Here is a 16,776-nt window from a genome sequence, read left to right as displayed (position 1 = left end):
TGGCGAGTTCATCCCGGGTCAATCCGGACGCCAGATCCGCCGGGGTCGGTCGATCGTCGACACTCGATGACCGAACGGGTCGTCGCCGTCGGGCGGGCGGCGGGTCGCCACGAGCCGTACCGAAGTCGCCAGCCGCCCGGCCCGGTCAGCCGCCGTCGGTGCCCTTGGGCGGGTTGGTCTTGACCCAGTCCGCCATGGTGTCCGCCGACATGGCCCGGTACATGGCCAGCGCCTTCTCCCGGTCGGAGACCACCACCGACTCGCCGTTCATCGTCGCGCTGCCCGAGTTCGGGCTGGTCACGAAGGTGAGGTTCTCGCCGCGCAGGTTGCGGAACTGCAGCGCCATGTCCGTCACCGAGAACCCCTTGTCGACCGTGGCGGCCGCGGTCACCGACTGGAGGAAGTCGTTGAGCTTCTTCGGGTTCGCCAGCGTGCCCGTGCTCGCCGCCTTGTCCAGCAGTGCCCGCAGGAACTCCTGCTGGTGCCGCATCCGGGCGAAGTCACCGTCCGGAAACTGCTTGCGCTGCCGGATCCAGTCCAGCGCCTCCGCGCCGTCCATGTGGTTGGTGCCCTTGGTGAATGTCCGGTACGGCTTGTGGATCGAGGTGATGGTCCGCTCCACCTTTAGGTCCACCCCGCCGAGAGCGTCGGTGACCTGCTTGAAGCCGGCGAAGTCGATCGCCATCACGTGGTCGATCCGGACGTCGGTGAAGCACTCCACGGTGCGGACCGCGAGCGGCAGTCCGCCGAACGCGAACGCCGCATTGATCTTCGCGCGCTGGCCGGAGCCGCAGTCCGCGCCGGCGCTCTCCGGGATCGGCACGTAGAGGTCACGAGGGATGGAGACGAGGTACGCCTCCTGATGGTTGGCCGGGATGTGCATCACGATGATCGTGTCGGCGCGCCACTGGCTCTTCGTGTCGACCGGAGCGTCCGGGTCCCGGGAATCGCTGCCGACCAGCAGGATGTTCAGCGCGCCGTCGACGGTCTTGGCCGGCCGGCCACCGGTGATCTCCGCGAACGGATCGGTCCGGGCCAGGTCGCCGTCGAGGTTGCGCGCGTACAGCCATGCGCCGATGCCACCGAGCAACGCCAGCACCAGCACCGCGATGCCGGCCACCAGGCCGATCCGGCCCCAGCGCGGCCGTGGGCCGCGCCGGCCCGGCCCGCCGGCACCACCCGGGCCACCGGGCCCCCTCGGCCCCTCGGGGCGACCGGGCCGGGGCTGCTCCTCGTCGGGCGACGGGTACCAGCGCGCGTCAGCCGGGCGGGCACGTCCGGAGGCGCCCCGGTCGGGGCCGGGCACGGAGGCGCGCCCCGCGCTGCGGTGCAGGTGCGGGTGTGGAACGCCGGCAGACGAGGTCGCTGACATGTAACTCAGGGTACGTAGGGCGGGCCACTACCGCTCTCAGGCGATGCTCAACCAGCGGCCACGCGTCGCCGGCCGGTTACCCTAGCCGCGCCCGGAAGTACTCGATCGTGCGTCGCAGGCCGTCTTCGGGCGCCACGGTCGGCTCATATCCGAGCAGTTCACGGGCGAGGGTCAGGTCGGGGCGACGCATCTCCGGGTCGTCCGCGCTGCGAGTGATGTACGTCACTTCCGAGCTGCTGCCGGAGAGCGACACGATCAACTCGGCCAGTTGCCGCATGGTGAGCTCGTGCTCGGTGCCGCAGTTGACCGGGCCGGTCTCGGTCGAGTCGAGCAGCAGCAGGATGCCCCGCACCAGGTCCTCGACGAAGCAGATGGACCGGGTCTGGTTGCCGGTCCCGTGCACGGTGATCGGCTCGCCCCGCAGCGCCTGGGAGATGAAGGTCGGGATCGCCCGACCGTCGTCCGGACGCATCCGCGGGCCGTACGTGTTGAAGATCCGGACGATCGCCGCGTCGAGCCCGCGGTAGCGGTGGTACGCCATCGTGGCCGCCTCGGAGAAGCGTTTCGCCTCGTCGTAGACGCTGCGCACCCCGATCGGGTTGACGTTGCCCCAGTAGGTCTCGCGCTGCGGGTGCTCCTTCGGGTCCCCGTACGCCTCGGAGGTGGAGGCCATCAGGAACCGGGCGCCGTCGGCGACCGCGCGGTCCAGCAGGTGCAGGGTGCCCACCGAGCCGACCCGCATGATCTCCACCGGCAGTTGGGCGAAGTCAGTGGGGCTGGCCGGCGAGGCCATGTGCAGGATCGCGTCGAACCGCTCGGCCAGCGCCGGGTGGTGCGTCGGCAGACCGTCGGAGATGTCCGCCTCGACCAGGCTGAAGGTTGGCCGGTCCAGGAGGTGGGCGACGTTCTCCTTGGAGCCGGTGACGAAGTTGTCCAGCGCCACCACCGTGCACCCGCGGGCGATCAGGGCGTCCACCAGGTGCGACGGGACGAAACCGGCACCGCCGGTGACGAGAATGCGGTGACCGGAACCGAAGCGCTCAGCAACCTTCATGCCGATCAGCCTACCGACCCCCAAATGCGGGGAAGGGCCCCCTGTTGACGCTCGGCGTCGACAGGGGGCCCTTCCGGACGGAAGTGCCCGGGTCAGTGGGCGCCCGCGCCGGTCAGGGCACGGACCTCCAGCTCCGCGTACTTGTCCTCGTCGTGCTCCTTGGAGACGAGCGTGCCGATCCAGCCGCACAGGAAGCCGAACGGGATCGAGAGGATGCCCGGGTTGGACAGCGGGAACCACTGCCAGTCGTGGTCCGGGAACATCGACGTCGCCGCCCCGGAGACCACCGGCGAGAAGAACACCAGCAGTACGGCCGAGAGCAGACCACCGTAGATCGCCCACACCGCGCCGGAGGTGTTGAAACGCCGCCAGAACAGGCTGTAGAGGATCGCCGGCAGGTTGCCGGAGGCGGCGACCGCGAACGCCAGCGCCACCAGGAACGCCACGTTCAGGTTCTGCGCGTAGATCGACAACAGGATCGAGACCGCGCCGATCACCAGGGCGGAGATCCGGGCGACCCGTACCTCCTGCCGCTCCGACGCCTCACCCCTCTTCAGGACGTTCGCGTAGAAGTCGTGCGCCAGGCTGGACGAGGAGGCCAGGGTCAACCCGGCCACCACCGCCAGGATGGTGGCGAAGGCGACCGCCGCGATGATCGCCAGCAGGGCCGCACCGCCCAGGTCGCCGCCGAGGAAGTCGATGCCGAGCGCCTCGGCCAGCTGTGGTGCGGCCGTGTTGCCCGCCTTGTCCTGTGCGGTGATCGCCTCGCTGCCGACCAGTGCCGCGGCGCCGAAGCCGAGGGCCAGGGTGAGCAGGTAGAAGGTGCCGATGATGCCGATCGCCCAGAGCACGCTCTTCCGGGCCGCCTTGGCGGTCGGGACGGTGTAGAAGCGGATCAGGATGTGCGGCAGGCCGGCGGTGCCGAGCACCAGGGCGATGCCGAGCGAGAGCAGGTCGACCTTGTTGTAGAAGGTCTGTGTCGCGTTGCCGGCGACCTCGACGCCGTAGCGCAATCCCGGTTCGAGGAACGCGCTGCCCTTGCCGGACGAGGCGGCGGCGTCGCCGAGCAGCGACGACAGGTTGAACTTGTACTTGGCCAGCACCAGCAGGGTCATCACCAGCGCGCCGCCCATGAGCAGGAACGCCTTGACGATCTGCACGTAGGTGGTGCCCTTCATGCCGCCCACGGTGACGTAGATGATCATGAGAGCGCCGACCATGATGATGGTGGCGACCTTGGCGGTCGCCGCGTCCATGCCGAGGAAGGTCGTCCCCGGCCGGATGCCGAGCAGCAGCGCGACCAGCGCGCCGGCGCCCACCATCTGGGCCAGCAGATAGAAGATCGACACCGTGATGGTGGAGACCGCGGCCGCCGTACGCACCGGGCGCTGGCGCATCCGGAAGGCCAGCACGTCGGCCATCGTGTACCGGCCGGAGTTGCGCAGCAGTTCCGCGACCAGCAGCAGGGCCACCAGCCAGGCGACCAGGAAGCCGATGGAGTAGAGGAAGCCGTCGTAACCGTAGAGCGCGATGATGCCGGCGATGCCGAGGAACGAGGCGGCCGACATGTAGTCGCCGCCGATCGCCATGCCGTTCTGGAAGCCGGAGAAGGACCGGCCGCCCGCGTAGAAGTCGGTGGCCGTCTTGGTCTGCCGGCTGGCCCAGATGGTGATGGCCAGGGTCACCGCCACGAAGACCAGGAACAGCGTGATGGTCAGGTTGCGGGCGGTGTGGTTGCCCGCCTCGGCAGCGAGGAGCGGATTAGCCGCGAGGACCGTCTTCATGGTTCACCTCCCCGATCTCGGCGCGGATCCGGTCGGCGACCGGATCGATCTTCCGGTCGGCGTAGCGGGAGTAGAGCCAGGCGATCACGAACGTGGAGACGAACTGGAGCAGGCCGAAGACCAGCGCGACGTTGATATTGCTGCCGAACAGCTTCGTGCCCATGAAGTCCCGGGCGTACGCGGAGAGAATGACGTAGAGCGCATACCACAGGAAGAACGCGACGGTCATCGGGAAGACGAAGCCGCGCAGCGCGCGCCGCAGCCCGGCGAACTCGTCCGACCGTTGTACGGCCAGGTATCTGTCCGGCTGGGAAGCGGTCGGCGCGGGTGTGTCCGTGGACATCTGTGGATCACCACCTTCACAGGCGTTGGGGGAGTTTCGCGCACCGTAAAGAGCGCGCTCCCCGCCGGGGAAGGCCGCGATCGACGCCGGTCGGCGACTGCGCCGAGCGGTTGGCTGGCTGCGCCGAGTGACCCAGATCACTCCGGTGACCGGTCGGCCCTCGGGTCTCTGTTCAGCCGGGCAGCTCGTGGTAGCGACCGCGGTAGTGCAGCAGCGGACTGGTGTCCTCGGCCAGGTCGACCGCCTCGATAGTGGCCTCCACCAGCAGGGCCCAGCCGTACTCCCGGGCGGTGTCGAGCCGGCAGCCGACCCATCCGCCGGCGTCCGCGGGGACCGGGCCGTACGGGGTGTCGGTCCAGGCCCCGGTGGCGAAGAGCCCACCCGGGGCGGGGAAGAGGCCGGCGAACCGGTCGGCGAGCTGCCGGTGTGGCGGGCCGAGCGGCGCGACCGCGAACCGGCCCGCCACCTCGACCGCCGCCCACAGATCGGACTCCGCGTCGATCAGTCCGAGCAGCCGGTCGGGCTCACCCTCGGCGACCAGAGTGGACGAGACGGTCAGCCCGGCCGGCCCGGGCGCGGTCCAGAGGGTCACCGGCGCGGCGAGCCGACCGCGCAGCCGGCGGACCGGCGACCGTTGCCCGGTCGGCACCGCGAACGGATCGGTGTGGTGGATCTCGGCACCCGGCTCATGATTCACGTGAAACATTGTGACCCCACCGCCCCGCTGCGAGGACCCGGCCGGCGAAGGTCCGGACCAGGTCGGCCACCTCGCCGGCCCGCGTGTCGAGCACGAAGTGCCCGCCGTCCAGCAGGTGCTCAGCGGCGCGGCGTGACCGTGGCCAGCAGTTCCGGCTGCCGCCGGTCCAGCACGTCACCGGCCAGGTACGCGCCCAGCAGTGCCGCGCCCAGCCCGTACGCGGTGCCGACCGGCAGGGCCAGCCAGAGCCAGGCGTCGCCGAGCAGCGCCGCCGCCACCACCATCGGCACCGCGGCGACCGCCGAGGCGACCATGGCCAGGAGGGTGAGCAGGCCCTTCGCCACGCCCGCGCCGCTGTTCATCGCGAACGGGTTGCTCGTCTCCGGCAGCGAGTACGCCCCGAGCACCGAGACGAAACTGTTCACGGCCAGCCCGGCGCCGTAGGTGGCGGCCAGGGTGCCGGTGGTCAACCCGATCCACCCCGGGTGGCCGAGCACCACCGACAGCACCACGGCGACGACCGCCAGCATCGGCAGGACGTACAACGAGAAGGCCGTCATCCGCGCGCGCAGCTCGACGCGGCCCGGCACGCCGGCAACCACGTTCGCGGCGTACGCGCTGCCGTCGAAGCCGAACTGGTTGGCCAGGGTGACCGAGGCGAGCACACCGACGAAGAGCATCGAGAGGGTGACCAGGACCGGTGAGCTGTCGCCGGCACCCATCGTCGGACCCTGCCCGCCCTCGGCCGCGAAGCCCGCGCCACCAAGGTTGATCATCACCGGCACGAAGATGCCGACCACCGCGATCGTGATCAGGTTGGCGCGGCGGCGGGCGTCCCGCCACCAGTAGCGGGCCTCGCGGGCGACCAGCGCACCGAACCGGTCGCGACGCATCCGGGCGGTGACCCGGGGAAACAGCTGGGCGACCGCGCCACCGGTGGCGCCCCGCCGAGCCGGGGCCCGGCCGGCGCTGACCGCGCCCACCATCGCCGACTCCAGCGACCGCGACCACCAGGCCAGCAGGGCGCCGAGCGCCACCACCGTGATCAACAGCTTGAGCGGAGCGGCCCAGACCCGCCCCTGGGCCACGTCGATGCCGGCGGTCCACGGTGCGCCGAACGGCGTCCAGCCGATCACGGTCGCCACCCCGGTCAGCCGGTCCCAGTCCGTCTCGCGCAGCGCCGCCAGGCCGAAGATCTGCAACGGGCCGAGCAGCGCGGCGGCCACCGCCAGCAGGACAGCCGCCAGGTCACGCACCCGGCGCGACCGCAGCATGGTGGCGAAGGCACTGGTCACCGCGCGGCTCGCGGCCACGCACAGCAGCAGCCCGGCGACCACACCGACGGCGGCCACCAGGCCGGCGGACCAACCGCCCAGCGCCCAGGCGGTGAGCACCAGACCGAACGTCGCGATCAGCACCGCCAGGGCCGGCACACTCACCAGGGCCGCGGTGAACAGGCCCACGACCAGCGTGCGGCGCGGCAACGGCAGCAGCGCGAACCGGGCCGGGTCCAGCGTCTCGTCGACGCCGAAGAAGACCAGCGGCAGCAGTAGCCAGCCGAGCACGAGCACCCCGCCACCGGCCGCGGCGACCAGCACCGCGTACCGGCCCTCGTCCGCCAGGCCGGGCGCGGCGAAGAGGAAGAACCCGCTGGCGGCGAACCAGAGCCCGACCAGCGCACCGCCGACGAACAGCGCGATCCGCCAGCCCTGGCCCCGGAAGCTGTTGCCCATCACCCGCAGCTTCAGCCGCAGGAAGTGCCGGGCGGAGACCGGGCGGACCGGCCCGGCGCTCGGGGCCGCGGCGCTCACCGGGAGAGCCACGACAGCTCCTCGCCGGTCGCCGTACGCCCGCCGACCACCTCGACGAAGACCTGCTCGAGCGACCGGTCGCCGCGTACCTCCGCGATCGTGCCGACCCGCTTGATGATGCCCCCGGCGAGGATCGCCACATGCGAGCAGAGCCGCTCGACGACCTCCATCACGTGACTGGAGAAGACCACGGTGCCGCCGCCGGCCGCGTACCGGGTGAGGATGTCCCGGATCAGCGCGGCGGAGACCGGGTCGACCGCCTCGAACGGCTCGTCCAGCACCAGCACCCGGGGGCCGTGCAGCAGCGCGCATGCCAGGCCGATCTTCTTCTTCATGCCCGCCGAGTAGTCCACCACCAGCGTCCGGCCGGCGTCGCCGAGCGCCAGCACGTCCAACAGCTCCGCGGCGCGCTGGTCGACCACCGCCGGGTCCATGCCGCGCAGGAGCCCGTTGTACGCCAGCAGCTCCGCCCCGGTCAGCCGGTCGAACAGCCGGACCCCGTCGGGCATCACGCCGAGCAGCCGCTTGGCGGTGACCGGGTCCCGCCACACGTCGTGCCCGAGCACCCAGGCCGAACCGGCGTCCGGCCGCAACAGCCCGACCGCCATCGACAGCGTGGTGGTCTTGCCGGCGCCGTTCGGGCCGAGCAGGCCGTAGAACGAGCCGGCGGGAACGTCCAGGTCGACGCCGGCCACCGCGATCGTGCCGTCGAACCGCTTCGCCAGGCCACGCAGCGCGAGCGCGGGGTGCTCACCAGTCATGAGCCGACGTTATCCGCCGACCGCCATTTCCGCGCTCCGGCGGCAGGCGGACCCGTCGTCATCCCCAGGACGGATCTCCCGAGGCCTACGCCCGAGGTGCCTTCCTTACATGCGGAGGGCTTCGGGGGTGTGCAGGCGGAGCATGGTGGCGGCGACGTCGGCGGGAGCCCGCCGGCGGGTCGCCATCGACACCGCGACCATCACGGTGAAGGCCAGGGGCACCGTCCAGGCGGCCGGCTGCGCGATGAGCGTGGCCGGCCAGCCGGACAGCGCCGGGCCGAGCACGGTGACCAGCACCGCGCCGATCGCGGCGCCGCCGCCGACCAGCACCCCGGCGGCGGCGCCCAGGTCGGTCAGCCCGCGCCACCAGATGCCGAGCACCAGCAGTGGGCAGAAGCTCGACGCGGCCACCGCGAAGGCCAGCCCGACCACCTGCGACACGTCCAGCCCGGAGACGTTGAGCGCCAGCACCGCGGGCACACCGCCGGCGATCACGGTGGCCAGCCGGAACCCGCGTACCGAGCCCCGGCCGAGCACGTCCGTCGAGATCACCCCGGCGACGCTGGTCAGCAGCCCGGACGAGGTGGAGAGGAACGCCGCGAACGCGCCCGCCGCGACCAGCGCGGCGAGCAGCCGCCCGACCAGCCCGTCGCCGAGGGCCGCCCCGGGCAGCAGCACCACCACGGCGTCGGTCTGGCCGCTGAGCAGTAGTTGCGGGGTGTAGATCCGGCCGAGCACCCCGTACAGGGTGGGCAGCAGATAGAACGCGCCGACCAGGGCCAGCACCACCAGCGTGGTCCGGCGGGCCGCCGCGCCATCGGGGTTGGTGTAGAAGCGGACCAGCACGTGCGGCAGGCCCATGGTGCCCAGGAAGGTGGCCAGGATCAGCGAGTACGTGGCGAACAGACCCCGGTCGTCGTCACCGGCGGCGCTGGGCAGCAACCAGTCGTCGGCGTCGGTGGCCACCCCGGACACCTCCGGCACCCGGTCACCGGCAGCGAAGGTCAACTCGTCGCCGGGGCGTACCTCTCGCACGTCACCGTCGGGCAGCGTGAGGGTCGCGCGATGCTCGACCACGACGGTGGTCGCGGTCCGGAACGTCGGCCCGTCGGGCGGGGTCACCGCCGGGCGTGCGTCGGCGTGCCACTGCAGCGCCAGGAAGATCGCCGGTACGGCGAGCGCGGTCAGCTTCAGCCAGTACTGGAACGCCTGGACGAAGGTGATCGCCCGCATCCCGCCGAGCGCCACGTTCGCGGTGACCACGGCAGCCACCAGCAGGGCGCCGAGCGGGTACGGGGAGCCGGCCACCGTGGCCAGGGTGAGCCCCGCGCCCTGGAGCTGCGGCACCAGGTAGAGCCACCCGATGAAGATCACGAAGGCGGTGGCCAGGATGCGCAGCCGGCGCGAGCCCAGCCGCAGTTCGCAGAAGTCGGGCAGGGTGAACGCGCCGGAGCGGCGCAGCGGCGCGGCCACGAAGAGCAGCAGGGCCAGGTAGCCGGCGGCGAACCCGACCGGGTACCAGAGCACGTCCACGCCGTACTTGAGGACCAGGCCGGCGATGCCGAGGAAGCTCGCCGCCGACAGGTACTCCCCGCCGATGGCGGCGGCGTTCCAGGTCGGACTGATCGCCCGGGAGGCGACCAGGAAATCGGAGGTGGTCCGGGCCAGCCGCAGCCCGTAGAAGCCGATCCCGACAGTGACCAGGGTGACCGCGACGATGGCCGGGACCACGTAGTCGTTGCCCACCTCAGCGCTCCGGCCGCTGCACCAGGTCGGTGAAGTCCTGCTCGTTGCGCTCGGCCAGCCGCACGTACGCCCAGCCCACCGCGATCAGGAAGGGGAAGGAGGCCACACCGAGCAGCAGCCAGGGCAGGTTGACGCCGGCGACCGTGGTCCGGCCGAGCGACGGCGCGATGGCGAACAGCCAGGGCAGCCCGCCGAGCCCGATGGCCACCACCAGGGACAGCCGCAGCGCCAGCGCGAGCTGGGCCCGGACCAGGCCGCGGACCAGCGCCTCACCCACCTGCGTCTGCTGAGCCAGCTCGGTGCGGGTCCGTTCGGCGCGGCTGTTCTGCCGGGTGATGTCGGCCAGCACGATCCGGGTCCGGCGGGGCGTCGGTGCCGTACCGCCGAGCCCCACGTCAGGGAGTTGCTTGGCCACCCCGGCAGTCTCGCCCGCCCTGCCGGAATGTCAAGCGGTCGCGCTCACCAGCGCCGCAGACCGGGACAGTCGGTGGCGCGGGTCGCCGCCGGAGTCGTACCCAGCTCCCGCCGGGCCCGCTCCCGGCCCAGGTTCGCCGCCCAGAGGCCGTCCCGGGGCAGCTCGTCGGCGATCTCTCGCAGCGCACACGAGCGCAGCGGCTCGGGTAGCCGATCCAGTGCCGGTACGGCGTCGGCGGAGAGCCGCGAGAGGTAACCGACGTCCAGCCGGCCGGTCTCCAGATACCGGTCGACGTTCCGGTCGGCGATCAGCCGATCCGGGTTGACCAGGGCCAGCCCGAGCAGCGCCAGCACCGCCGTGCCGATCACCAGCCGGGGCAGCCACTCGGCGCGCAGCCGCACCACGGCCACCCCGACCAGGACGAAGAGCAGCCCGAGCCAGAGCTCCACGGTCGCCACGACGAGCCGGAGTCGGGTGGCGCCGTACGCGTCGGCGTAGACCTGCATCCGGTAGAGCGCGGAGGCGACGACGACCAGGCTGAGCACGGTCAGCGTGCCGAGGAGTGCGCGGACCAGCAACCGGTCGGCCCGGGTCGCCCTCGGCGCACGGCGGGCGGCGATCGCGATCACCAGCAGGGTGAGCGCGGTGACGGCGAGCAGTTGCCAGAAGCCGCCACGGGCGTACTGGGCGTAGGTGAGCCCGGCGGTGCGGAGCACGTGCCCCGCGCCGCCGAAGAACACCGTCAGCTGGACCAGCACGAAGGCGGCGAACAGGGCGTCGAGCAGCGCCAGCGGCAGAGACCACTCCAGCCGGTGCGCCGGTCGGGTCGGCGCCGGTCGCAGGCCGTCCAGGTTGGGCGGGCGGCTGACCAGGTACGCGCCGCCGAGCAGGGCCACGCCGATCAGCAGCAGGCGGAACAGCCAGCCGAGCACACCGCCCGCCGAGATGTCGGGCAGCAGACCCTCGACCAGGTCGGCGAAGACCGCGTCGGCGGAGGAGAAGAGGAGACCGAACAGCACGAGCAGGCCGGCGGAGACCGCGAGGCTGGTCAGGATTCGCCCGATCTCGGGGCTCGCGGATCGGGTGCGGTGCAGCCCGCGTACCGCCCAGGGGAGCGCCCGGACCGTCGCGGCCGGCGGCAGCGTCGCGGCCACCAGCATCCCGAACGGGCTTCGCCCGCCGGTCACCGCGAGCGTCGCGGTGACCGCGGCGGCGAGCAGGCAGAGCACGAAGAGCCAGCCGGCGGCCCGGACCGTACCGACGGCGACCAGCGTGACGGTGGCGGCGCCCCAGGCGGCCTGGGCCGCCCGTCCCGGTGCCCCCGTGGCACCGGGACGGGCGGTGGCCGGCTCGGGGGCCGCGCTGTCCGTCCGGGTCGTGGCCGGCTCTGCCGGCGCAGCGGACGTGGGCGGTGCTGCCGGCTCGGCAGCCGCGGGCGGGGTTGCCGGCGTCGGCGGCGTGGCGGTCGCAGGTGACGTCGCGGAGGTGGGCGGCGTGGCCGGCCTCGGCGCTGTGGCGGTCGCAGGCGGCGTCGGCGCTGTGGCGGTCGCGGGCGGTGCCGTCGGTGTGGGAGGCGCCGCCGACGCGGGTGGCATGGCCGGCGCGGCGGTCGGGGATGGCCGGTTGGTCTCTGGACCGGAGGGCGTCGGGGGCGCAACCGTCGCCGCTGGGGACGACGTGCCGGACCGGACGACGCTGGCGGTGACGAGCGCCGCCGCGGCGGCCAGCGCGGCCACCAGCCAACCGAGGCCCGGCCGAACCATCGGCAGCGAGGAGGCGCCGACGACCGCGGCCACCGTCAACGCGGCCAGCACCAGCGGACGGGCCGCGCCGGGCGGCCCGGGCCAGCGGCGTTCGAGCAGCGAGGGCGGTCGGGGCATGGTGGGCGCCGATGGCCAGGGTTGGGGTCGCCCGGCCACCGGGGGGTACGCCGGGCCGGGGCCGATCCAGGGCTGGCCGGGCCTGGGGGGAGCGGGAGGCTGCGGGCCGGTGGCCGGGACGGGGGTGCTGCCGGGGCTGGTCATGCGGCCTCTTCTCGGAATGACCCGTCGATCGGGATGGTGACCTGGATGCGGCAGCCGGGGCGGTCACCCCGGGCCGGTCCGGCCGGATCGAGGACCCCGATCCGGCCGCCGTGCAGTTCGACGACCCAGCGGGCGATGGCCAGGCCGAGTCCGGTCCCGCCGCCGGCCGACCGATCACCGCGGGTGAACCGCTCGAACACCCGGGAACGCTCCGCGGAGGGGATCCCCTGGCCCTCGTCGCTAACCTCGAAGCGGAGCTGGCCGGCGTGTTCCTCAGCGCTCAACCGCACCGTGCCGCCCGGCGGGCTGTGCCGCGCCGCGTTGTCGAGCAGGTTCGCGAAGACCTGGTGCAGCCGCCACGGGTCGGCGTGCACGGTCAGGGGCACCGCCAGCTCGCGGAGCTGGAAGTGCACGTCCAGCCCCGCGCCGGTGGCACTCGCGGTAGCGTGCTCCACGGCCTCGTCGAGAAAGTCGCCCACGTCCATGCGGACCCGCCGCAGCGGGACCACCCCGGCGTCGAGTCGGGACAGGTCGAGCAGGTCGGCGACGAGGTGGCCGAGTCGCTCGGTCTGGGCCAGCGCCGAACGCAGCGCCGCGGGTTCCGGCGCGGCCACGCCGTCCACCATGTTCTCCAACACGCCCTGCAACGCGGTGATCGGCGTGCGCAACTCGTGCGAGACGTTGGCGATCAGCTCGCGCCGGCGCTGGTCCGCGGCGTGCAGGTCCTCGGCCATCTTGTTGAACGCCTGCGCCAGCTCGCCCACCTCGTCCCGGGACGTGGCGCGTACCCGGCGGGTGTAGTCGCCCCGGGCCATCGCCCCGGCGGCCGCCGTCATGTCCCGCAGCGGCGAGGTCATCCCGTGGGCCAGCACCTGCGAGGTGAGCAGGGCCACGGCGATGGCGGTCGCCGAGGTCACCGGTGGTGGCCAGCCGATGCCGTACGAGAAGTAGGCCAGCCCGGCCGCGCCGGAGGCGACCAGCAGCACGCCCAGTTTCAGCTTGATGGAGCGCACCGGGTCCAGCGGGCGGGGCAGCAGCTCCAGCACCCGGTCCAGGCGGGTGAGCAGGGTGGCGGTCATGCCGGCACCTCCAGGGCGTAGCCGACTCCGTGCACGGTGCGGATGAGGTCGGCGCCCAGCTTGCGGCGCAGGGCCTTGACGTGGCTGTCCACTGTGCGGGTGCCGCTCCCCTCGGCCCATCCCCAGACCTCGGCGAGCAGCCGTTCCCGGGGCAGCACCGTGCGGGGCCGTCCGGCGAGGTGGACCAGGAGGTCGAACTCGGTCGGCGTGAGGTGCACGTCCGCACCGGCCCGGCGGACCCGCCGCTCGGCCTCGTTGATCTCGATGTCGCCGAGCCGGATGGCGGGCCGGGCGGGGGCGGCGGCCCGCTCGACGCGGCGCAGCAGGACGTGCACCCGGGCGGCCAGTTCCCGCATCGAGAAGGGTTTGGTGAGGTAGTCGTCCGCGCCGACCGCGAGCCCCACCAGCAGGTCGGTCTCGTCGTCGCGGGCGGTGAGCATCAGCACCGGCACCGGTCGGACGGCCTGGATCCGCCGGCACACCTCCAGCCCGTCGAAGCCGGGCAGCATCACGTCGAGGACGACGAGATCCGGCTGTCCGGTGCGGAACTGCTCGACCGCGCTGGGGCCGTCCGCAGCGATCTCCACGGCGAATCCCTCGGCGCGGAGTCGGGCGGCGACCGACTCGGCGATGGTCCGTTCGTCCTCGACCACCAGTACCCGGCGTTCCTTCATGGGCCCTGACTGTAGGGAGCCGGCGTGGAGATCGGTGGGTGGCATTGTGAATAACCTGTGGAGAACGGGTCACGCCTGTGGATAACCCGGTTTCCACGGCGGCTGGCCTGCGGAAAATTCTGCGCCGCGCTGTGGACGATGCCCGGTCGGGCCGTTTCGCCCGACCGGGCATCCGGTCCGTGGATGACGCTGCCCTGGCGTCAGCCCAGGCCGACGCGCTCCGGGCGGGCCGTCGCGGAGCCGAGCCAGGTGTGCGGGTTGCCGAACCAGCACCAGCCCAGCTTCGGTGCGCCCTGACTGATCCAGAGCGCCGGCACCCGCTTGTCCCCGCACCGCGATCCGACCAGCGAGAAGCACCTGTTGCTGGCCAGCGCCGCCGGGTGCAGCGTGATGAAGGCGAGCCCCTCGTCGATGGTGAGCGGCAGCCGACCCTGGGCGGTCATCCCGTCCAGCGCCTCGGCCGGAGCCAGGTTGCGGAACTCCTCGCCCCGGTCGACGTCGAAGAGCAGGTACGCCGGGCCCTCGGGCACCTCCAACTCCTTGATCGGGTCGAAGCGCGGCAGGTCACCCTCGGCGTAGTGCCGGTCGAGGAAGCCGGGCTTGCGCTTGCCGGCGAGCGTGGTGAGCGCCAGTCGTGCCTCGACCGGGACCAGGTCCCGTGTGGTGACCAGCAGGAACGGCACCCGGGCTTCGGTGGGCGCGGGCAGGCCCGCGGCGCCCTCGACCGCCTCGGCTCGCAGGGGTGCGACCAGGTCGCGGAAGGCGCTCTCGGGCAGCCCGGCCAGGCCGGGGTAGTCCAGCTGCACCAGGCGGTCGAGCTGGCGGTCGAATTCGCTGGCGGCGTCGAACACGGCGGCTCCATTCGTCGTTCCGTTCCGGGTACCGTACAACGTACGCCGAAGCCGGTTATTCCCGCTGCGAGGATGCAACCCCTGCGGGCGACGTCCGCGCCTTGCCGGACGTGGCCGGCGCCGTGCCGGAGCCGGGGTCAGCGGTTCCAGTCCTGCTTCGCCGCCCGCACCAGCTTGTCCTTCAGCTCCCGGGTGTGCCGCCGGCTCACCGGCAGTTCCGTCCCGTCGATCACCACCACGTAACCGGAGTTGACCAGCCGCAGCTCCGCGATCAACTTCAACTGCACCAGGTACGACCGGTGCACCCGGACGAAACCGGCGTCGGCCCACCGCTCCGCGAGCGTGGCCAGCGAGACCCGCACCAGGTGGGAGCCCTCAGCGGTGTGCAGCCGGGCGTAGTCGCCCTGCGCCTCCACCCACCGCACCGCCGAGCGGGGCAGCATCCGGGTGGTGCCCGCCAACTCGATCGGGATGGTCGGATCATCCTCGGCCCGCGCCAGCGCCGCCGGGTGCGACGGCACCACCCGCGAGCCGATCACCCGGCGCAGCGACTCCGCCAGCCGCTCGGCGCGGACCGGTTTGCGCACGTAGTCGGTGGCGCCCAGGTCGAAGGCGTCCACCGCGCCGTCGTCGTAGGCGGTGACGAAGACGATCGCCGGTGGCCGGGCGAACCGGCGCAGCACCCGGGCCAGCTCCATGCCGTCCAGGCCGGGCATCCGGATGTCCAGGAAGACCACGTCCACGTCGCCGTCGCGGAGCAGCCGCAGCGCCTCGGTGGCGTCCCCCGCCGTGTGCAGCCGGGCCACCCGGGGGTCCGCCCGCAGGTGGTACGCCAGCTCGTCGAGCGCGGGCGGCTCGTCGTCCACCGCCAGCACCCGCAGGAAACCGGACGAGTTCACCGCGCCCGTCCCGGTTCGCTCGCTCACGACCCGGCCCGCACGCCGGGGTGGAACTTCGGCACCCGCATGCTCACCCTGGTGCCCGAGCCGAGCCCGGTCTCGACGACCAGGCCGAACCGGTCACCGAAGACCGACCGCAGCCGCTCGTCGACGTTGGAGAGGCCGACGTGCTGGCCCGTGTCGTCGCCGGGGTCGCCGGCGCTGCGGGCGAGTTCGGCGATGCCCGCGGTCAGCGTGGTCGGATCCATTCCCACCCCGTCGTCCTCCACGGTGATGTGGCACTCGGCGCCCGCGTCCCGGGCCTCGATGCTCACCATGCCCGTGCCCGGCTTGCGGGACAAGCCGTGCCGGACCGCGTTCTCCACCAGTGGTTGCAGGCAGAGGAACGGCAGCGTCACCGGCAGCACCTCCGGCGCGATCTGCAACCGCACCTGCAACCGGTCGCCGAAGCGGGCCCGCTCGATGGTCAGGTAGCGGTCGATCGACCGCAGCTCCTCGGCCAGCGTGGTGAACTCCCCGTGCGCCCGGAACGAGTACCGGGTGAACTCCGCGAACTCCAGGATCAGCTCGCGGGCCCGCTCCGGATCGGTGCGTACGAACGACCCGATCGCGGTCAGCGCATTGTAGATGAAGTGCGGGCTGATCTGCGCCCGCAACGCCCGGATCTCGGCCCGCGCGAGCCGCTCCCGCGACGAGTCCAGCTCCGCCAGGGCGAGCTGGTTGCCGGCCCAGTGCGCGGTCTCCAGGGTGGCCTGCACCAGCCCGGGAGCCGGGGCGCTGTCGGCGATGGCCACCAGCGCGCCGACCACCCGGCCGTCCGCGCCCTGCAACGGCGCGACGACGGCTCCCCGGATCGGGCAGTCGACCCGGTCGCAGTGCAGCTCAGACTCGCCGAGCACCGTCGAGCGTCCGCTGTCCACCGTCCGGCGGGCCGCCGCGAGCAGTTGCTCGCCGTGGTGCCCGCCGCGTCCGTCGAGGGCGAGCACCTGGTCGGCGTCGGTGAGCGCCAGCCCGACCGCACCCACCAGGGCCCGCAGATGGCGTACGGCCTTCGCCGCGCCCGCCGCGCTCAGCCCCGCCCGCAGCGGTTCGGCAGCCAGCCCGGCGGTATGCAGCACCTCGTAGGTGGCCCGCTGGGTGGCGGTGGCGATGCCCCGGCGGGCACGCAGCCGCAGCACCGCCAACAGGGCCGCGGTCAGCGCGGTGACCAGAGAGACGACGCCGACGACGGCGGAGAGGTTGCCACCCACGCAGCGATCCTGGACC

General features: G+C 72.8%; 14 protein-coding genes and 1 pseudogene. All 15 read right to left on the bottom strand.

What is annotated here, in order from left to right:
• Nucleotides 1-145: 145 nt before the first annotated feature.
• The 15 genes and pseudogenes from AB0K07_RS00510 to AB0K07_RS00440 all read right to left on the bottom strand — a co-directional run bounded on the left by AB0K07_RS00510 (nucleotide 146) and on the right by AB0K07_RS00440 (nucleotide 16,760).
• Nucleotides 146-1,372 carry an LCP family protein gene (locus AB0K07_RS00510; RefSeq protein WP_363749852.1) on the bottom strand — a complete coding sequence of 409 codons (1,227 nt, stop codon included), beginning with the start codon at nucleotides 1,370-1,372 and terminating at the stop codon, nucleotides 146-148.
• Between the two features lie 76 nt (nucleotides 1,373-1,448).
• The gene (locus AB0K07_RS00505; RefSeq protein ID WP_363749851.1) at nucleotides 1,449-2,426 is read right to left on the bottom strand and encodes an NAD-dependent epimerase/dehydratase family protein; all 978 of its coding nucleotides are present in this window, start codon (nucleotides 2,424-2,426) and stop codon (nucleotides 1,449-1,451) included.
• 92 nt (nucleotides 2,427-2,518) lie between these two features.
• Nucleotides 2,519-4,210 (bottom strand): cation acetate symporter, encoded by a 1,692-nt coding sequence (locus tag AB0K07_RS00500; RefSeq protein WP_363749850.1) that lies wholly within the window; start codon nucleotides 4,208-4,210, stop codon nucleotides 2,519-2,521.
• Nucleotides 4,188-4,553, bottom strand: coding sequence for a DUF485 domain-containing protein (locus tag AB0K07_RS00495; RefSeq protein WP_363749848.1), 366 nt, complete (start codon nucleotides 4,551-4,553; stop codon nucleotides 4,188-4,190). The genes AB0K07_RS00500 and AB0K07_RS00495 overlap by 23 nt, the downstream gene beginning before the upstream one ends.
• A gap of 172 nt (nucleotides 4,554-4,725) precedes the next feature.
• Nucleotides 4,726-5,259, bottom strand: a pseudogene (locus AB0K07_RS00490) (flavin reductase family protein); the annotation flags it as partial.
• Between the two features lie 110 nt (nucleotides 5,260-5,369).
• On the bottom strand, nucleotides 5,370-7,073 hold the full coding sequence (locus AB0K07_RS00485) for an ABC transporter permease (RefSeq protein WP_363749846.1): 1,704 nt from the start codon (nucleotides 7,071-7,073) through the stop codon (nucleotides 5,370-5,372).
• A complete protein-coding gene (locus AB0K07_RS00480) occupies nucleotides 7,058-7,822 on the bottom strand; it encodes an ABC transporter ATP-binding protein (protein ID WP_363749844.1) in 765 nt (254 codons plus the stop codon). The genes AB0K07_RS00485 and AB0K07_RS00480 overlap by 16 nt, the downstream gene beginning before the upstream one ends.
• A 105-nt stretch (nucleotides 7,823-7,927) precedes the next feature.
• Entirely contained in the window at nucleotides 7,928-9,568 is a 1,641-nt protein-coding gene (locus AB0K07_RS00475; protein ID WP_363749842.1) for a cation acetate symporter, read from the bottom strand.
• Between the two features lies 1 nt (nucleotide 9,569).
• Nucleotides 9,570-9,983 carry a hypothetical protein gene (locus AB0K07_RS00470; protein ID WP_363749840.1) on the bottom strand — a complete coding sequence of 138 codons (414 nt, stop codon included), beginning with the start codon at nucleotides 9,981-9,983 and terminating at the stop codon, nucleotides 9,570-9,572.
• A gap of 44 nt (nucleotides 9,984-10,027) precedes the next feature.
• Nucleotides 10,028-12,007: a DUF4173 domain-containing protein gene (locus AB0K07_RS00465; RefSeq protein ID WP_363749838.1), complete on the bottom strand. Its 1,980-nt coding sequence runs from the start codon at nucleotides 12,005-12,007 to the stop codon at nucleotides 10,028-10,030.
• A complete protein-coding gene (locus tag AB0K07_RS00460) occupies nucleotides 12,004-13,086 on the bottom strand; it encodes a HAMP domain-containing sensor histidine kinase (protein ID WP_363749836.1) in 1,083 nt (360 codons plus the stop codon). Before AB0K07_RS00460 ends, AB0K07_RS00465 begins: the two co-directional genes overlap by 4 nt.
• Complete coding sequence (locus AB0K07_RS00455) at nucleotides 13,083-13,760, bottom strand: response regulator transcription factor (RefSeq protein ID WP_363749834.1); 678 nt, start codon at nucleotides 13,758-13,760, stop codon at nucleotides 13,083-13,085. Before AB0K07_RS00455 ends, AB0K07_RS00460 begins: the two co-directional genes overlap by 4 nt.
• A 200-nt stretch (nucleotides 13,761-13,960) precedes the next feature.
• A complete protein-coding gene (locus tag AB0K07_RS00450) occupies nucleotides 13,961-14,611 on the bottom strand; it encodes a DUF5701 family protein (protein WP_363749832.1) in 651 nt (216 codons plus the stop codon).
• 137 nt (nucleotides 14,612-14,748) lie between these two features.
• Entirely contained in the window at nucleotides 14,749-15,510 is a 762-nt protein-coding gene (locus AB0K07_RS00445; protein ID WP_363751345.1) for a LytTR family DNA-binding domain-containing protein, read from the bottom strand.
• A 23-nt stretch (nucleotides 15,511-15,533) separates the two neighbouring features.
• On the bottom strand, nucleotides 15,534-16,760 hold the full coding sequence (locus AB0K07_RS00440) for a histidine kinase (RefSeq protein ID WP_363749830.1): 1,227 nt from the start codon (nucleotides 16,758-16,760) through the stop codon (nucleotides 15,534-15,536).
• Nucleotides 16,761-16,776 lie beyond the last annotated feature (16 nt).

The sequence above is a fragment of the Micromonospora sp. NPDC049301 genome (assembly GCF_040678715.1).
Lineage (GTDB): Bacteria > Actinomycetota > Actinomycetes > Mycobacteriales > Micromonosporaceae > Micromonospora.
This window is presented reverse-complemented; position numbering and strand designations above follow the sequence as displayed.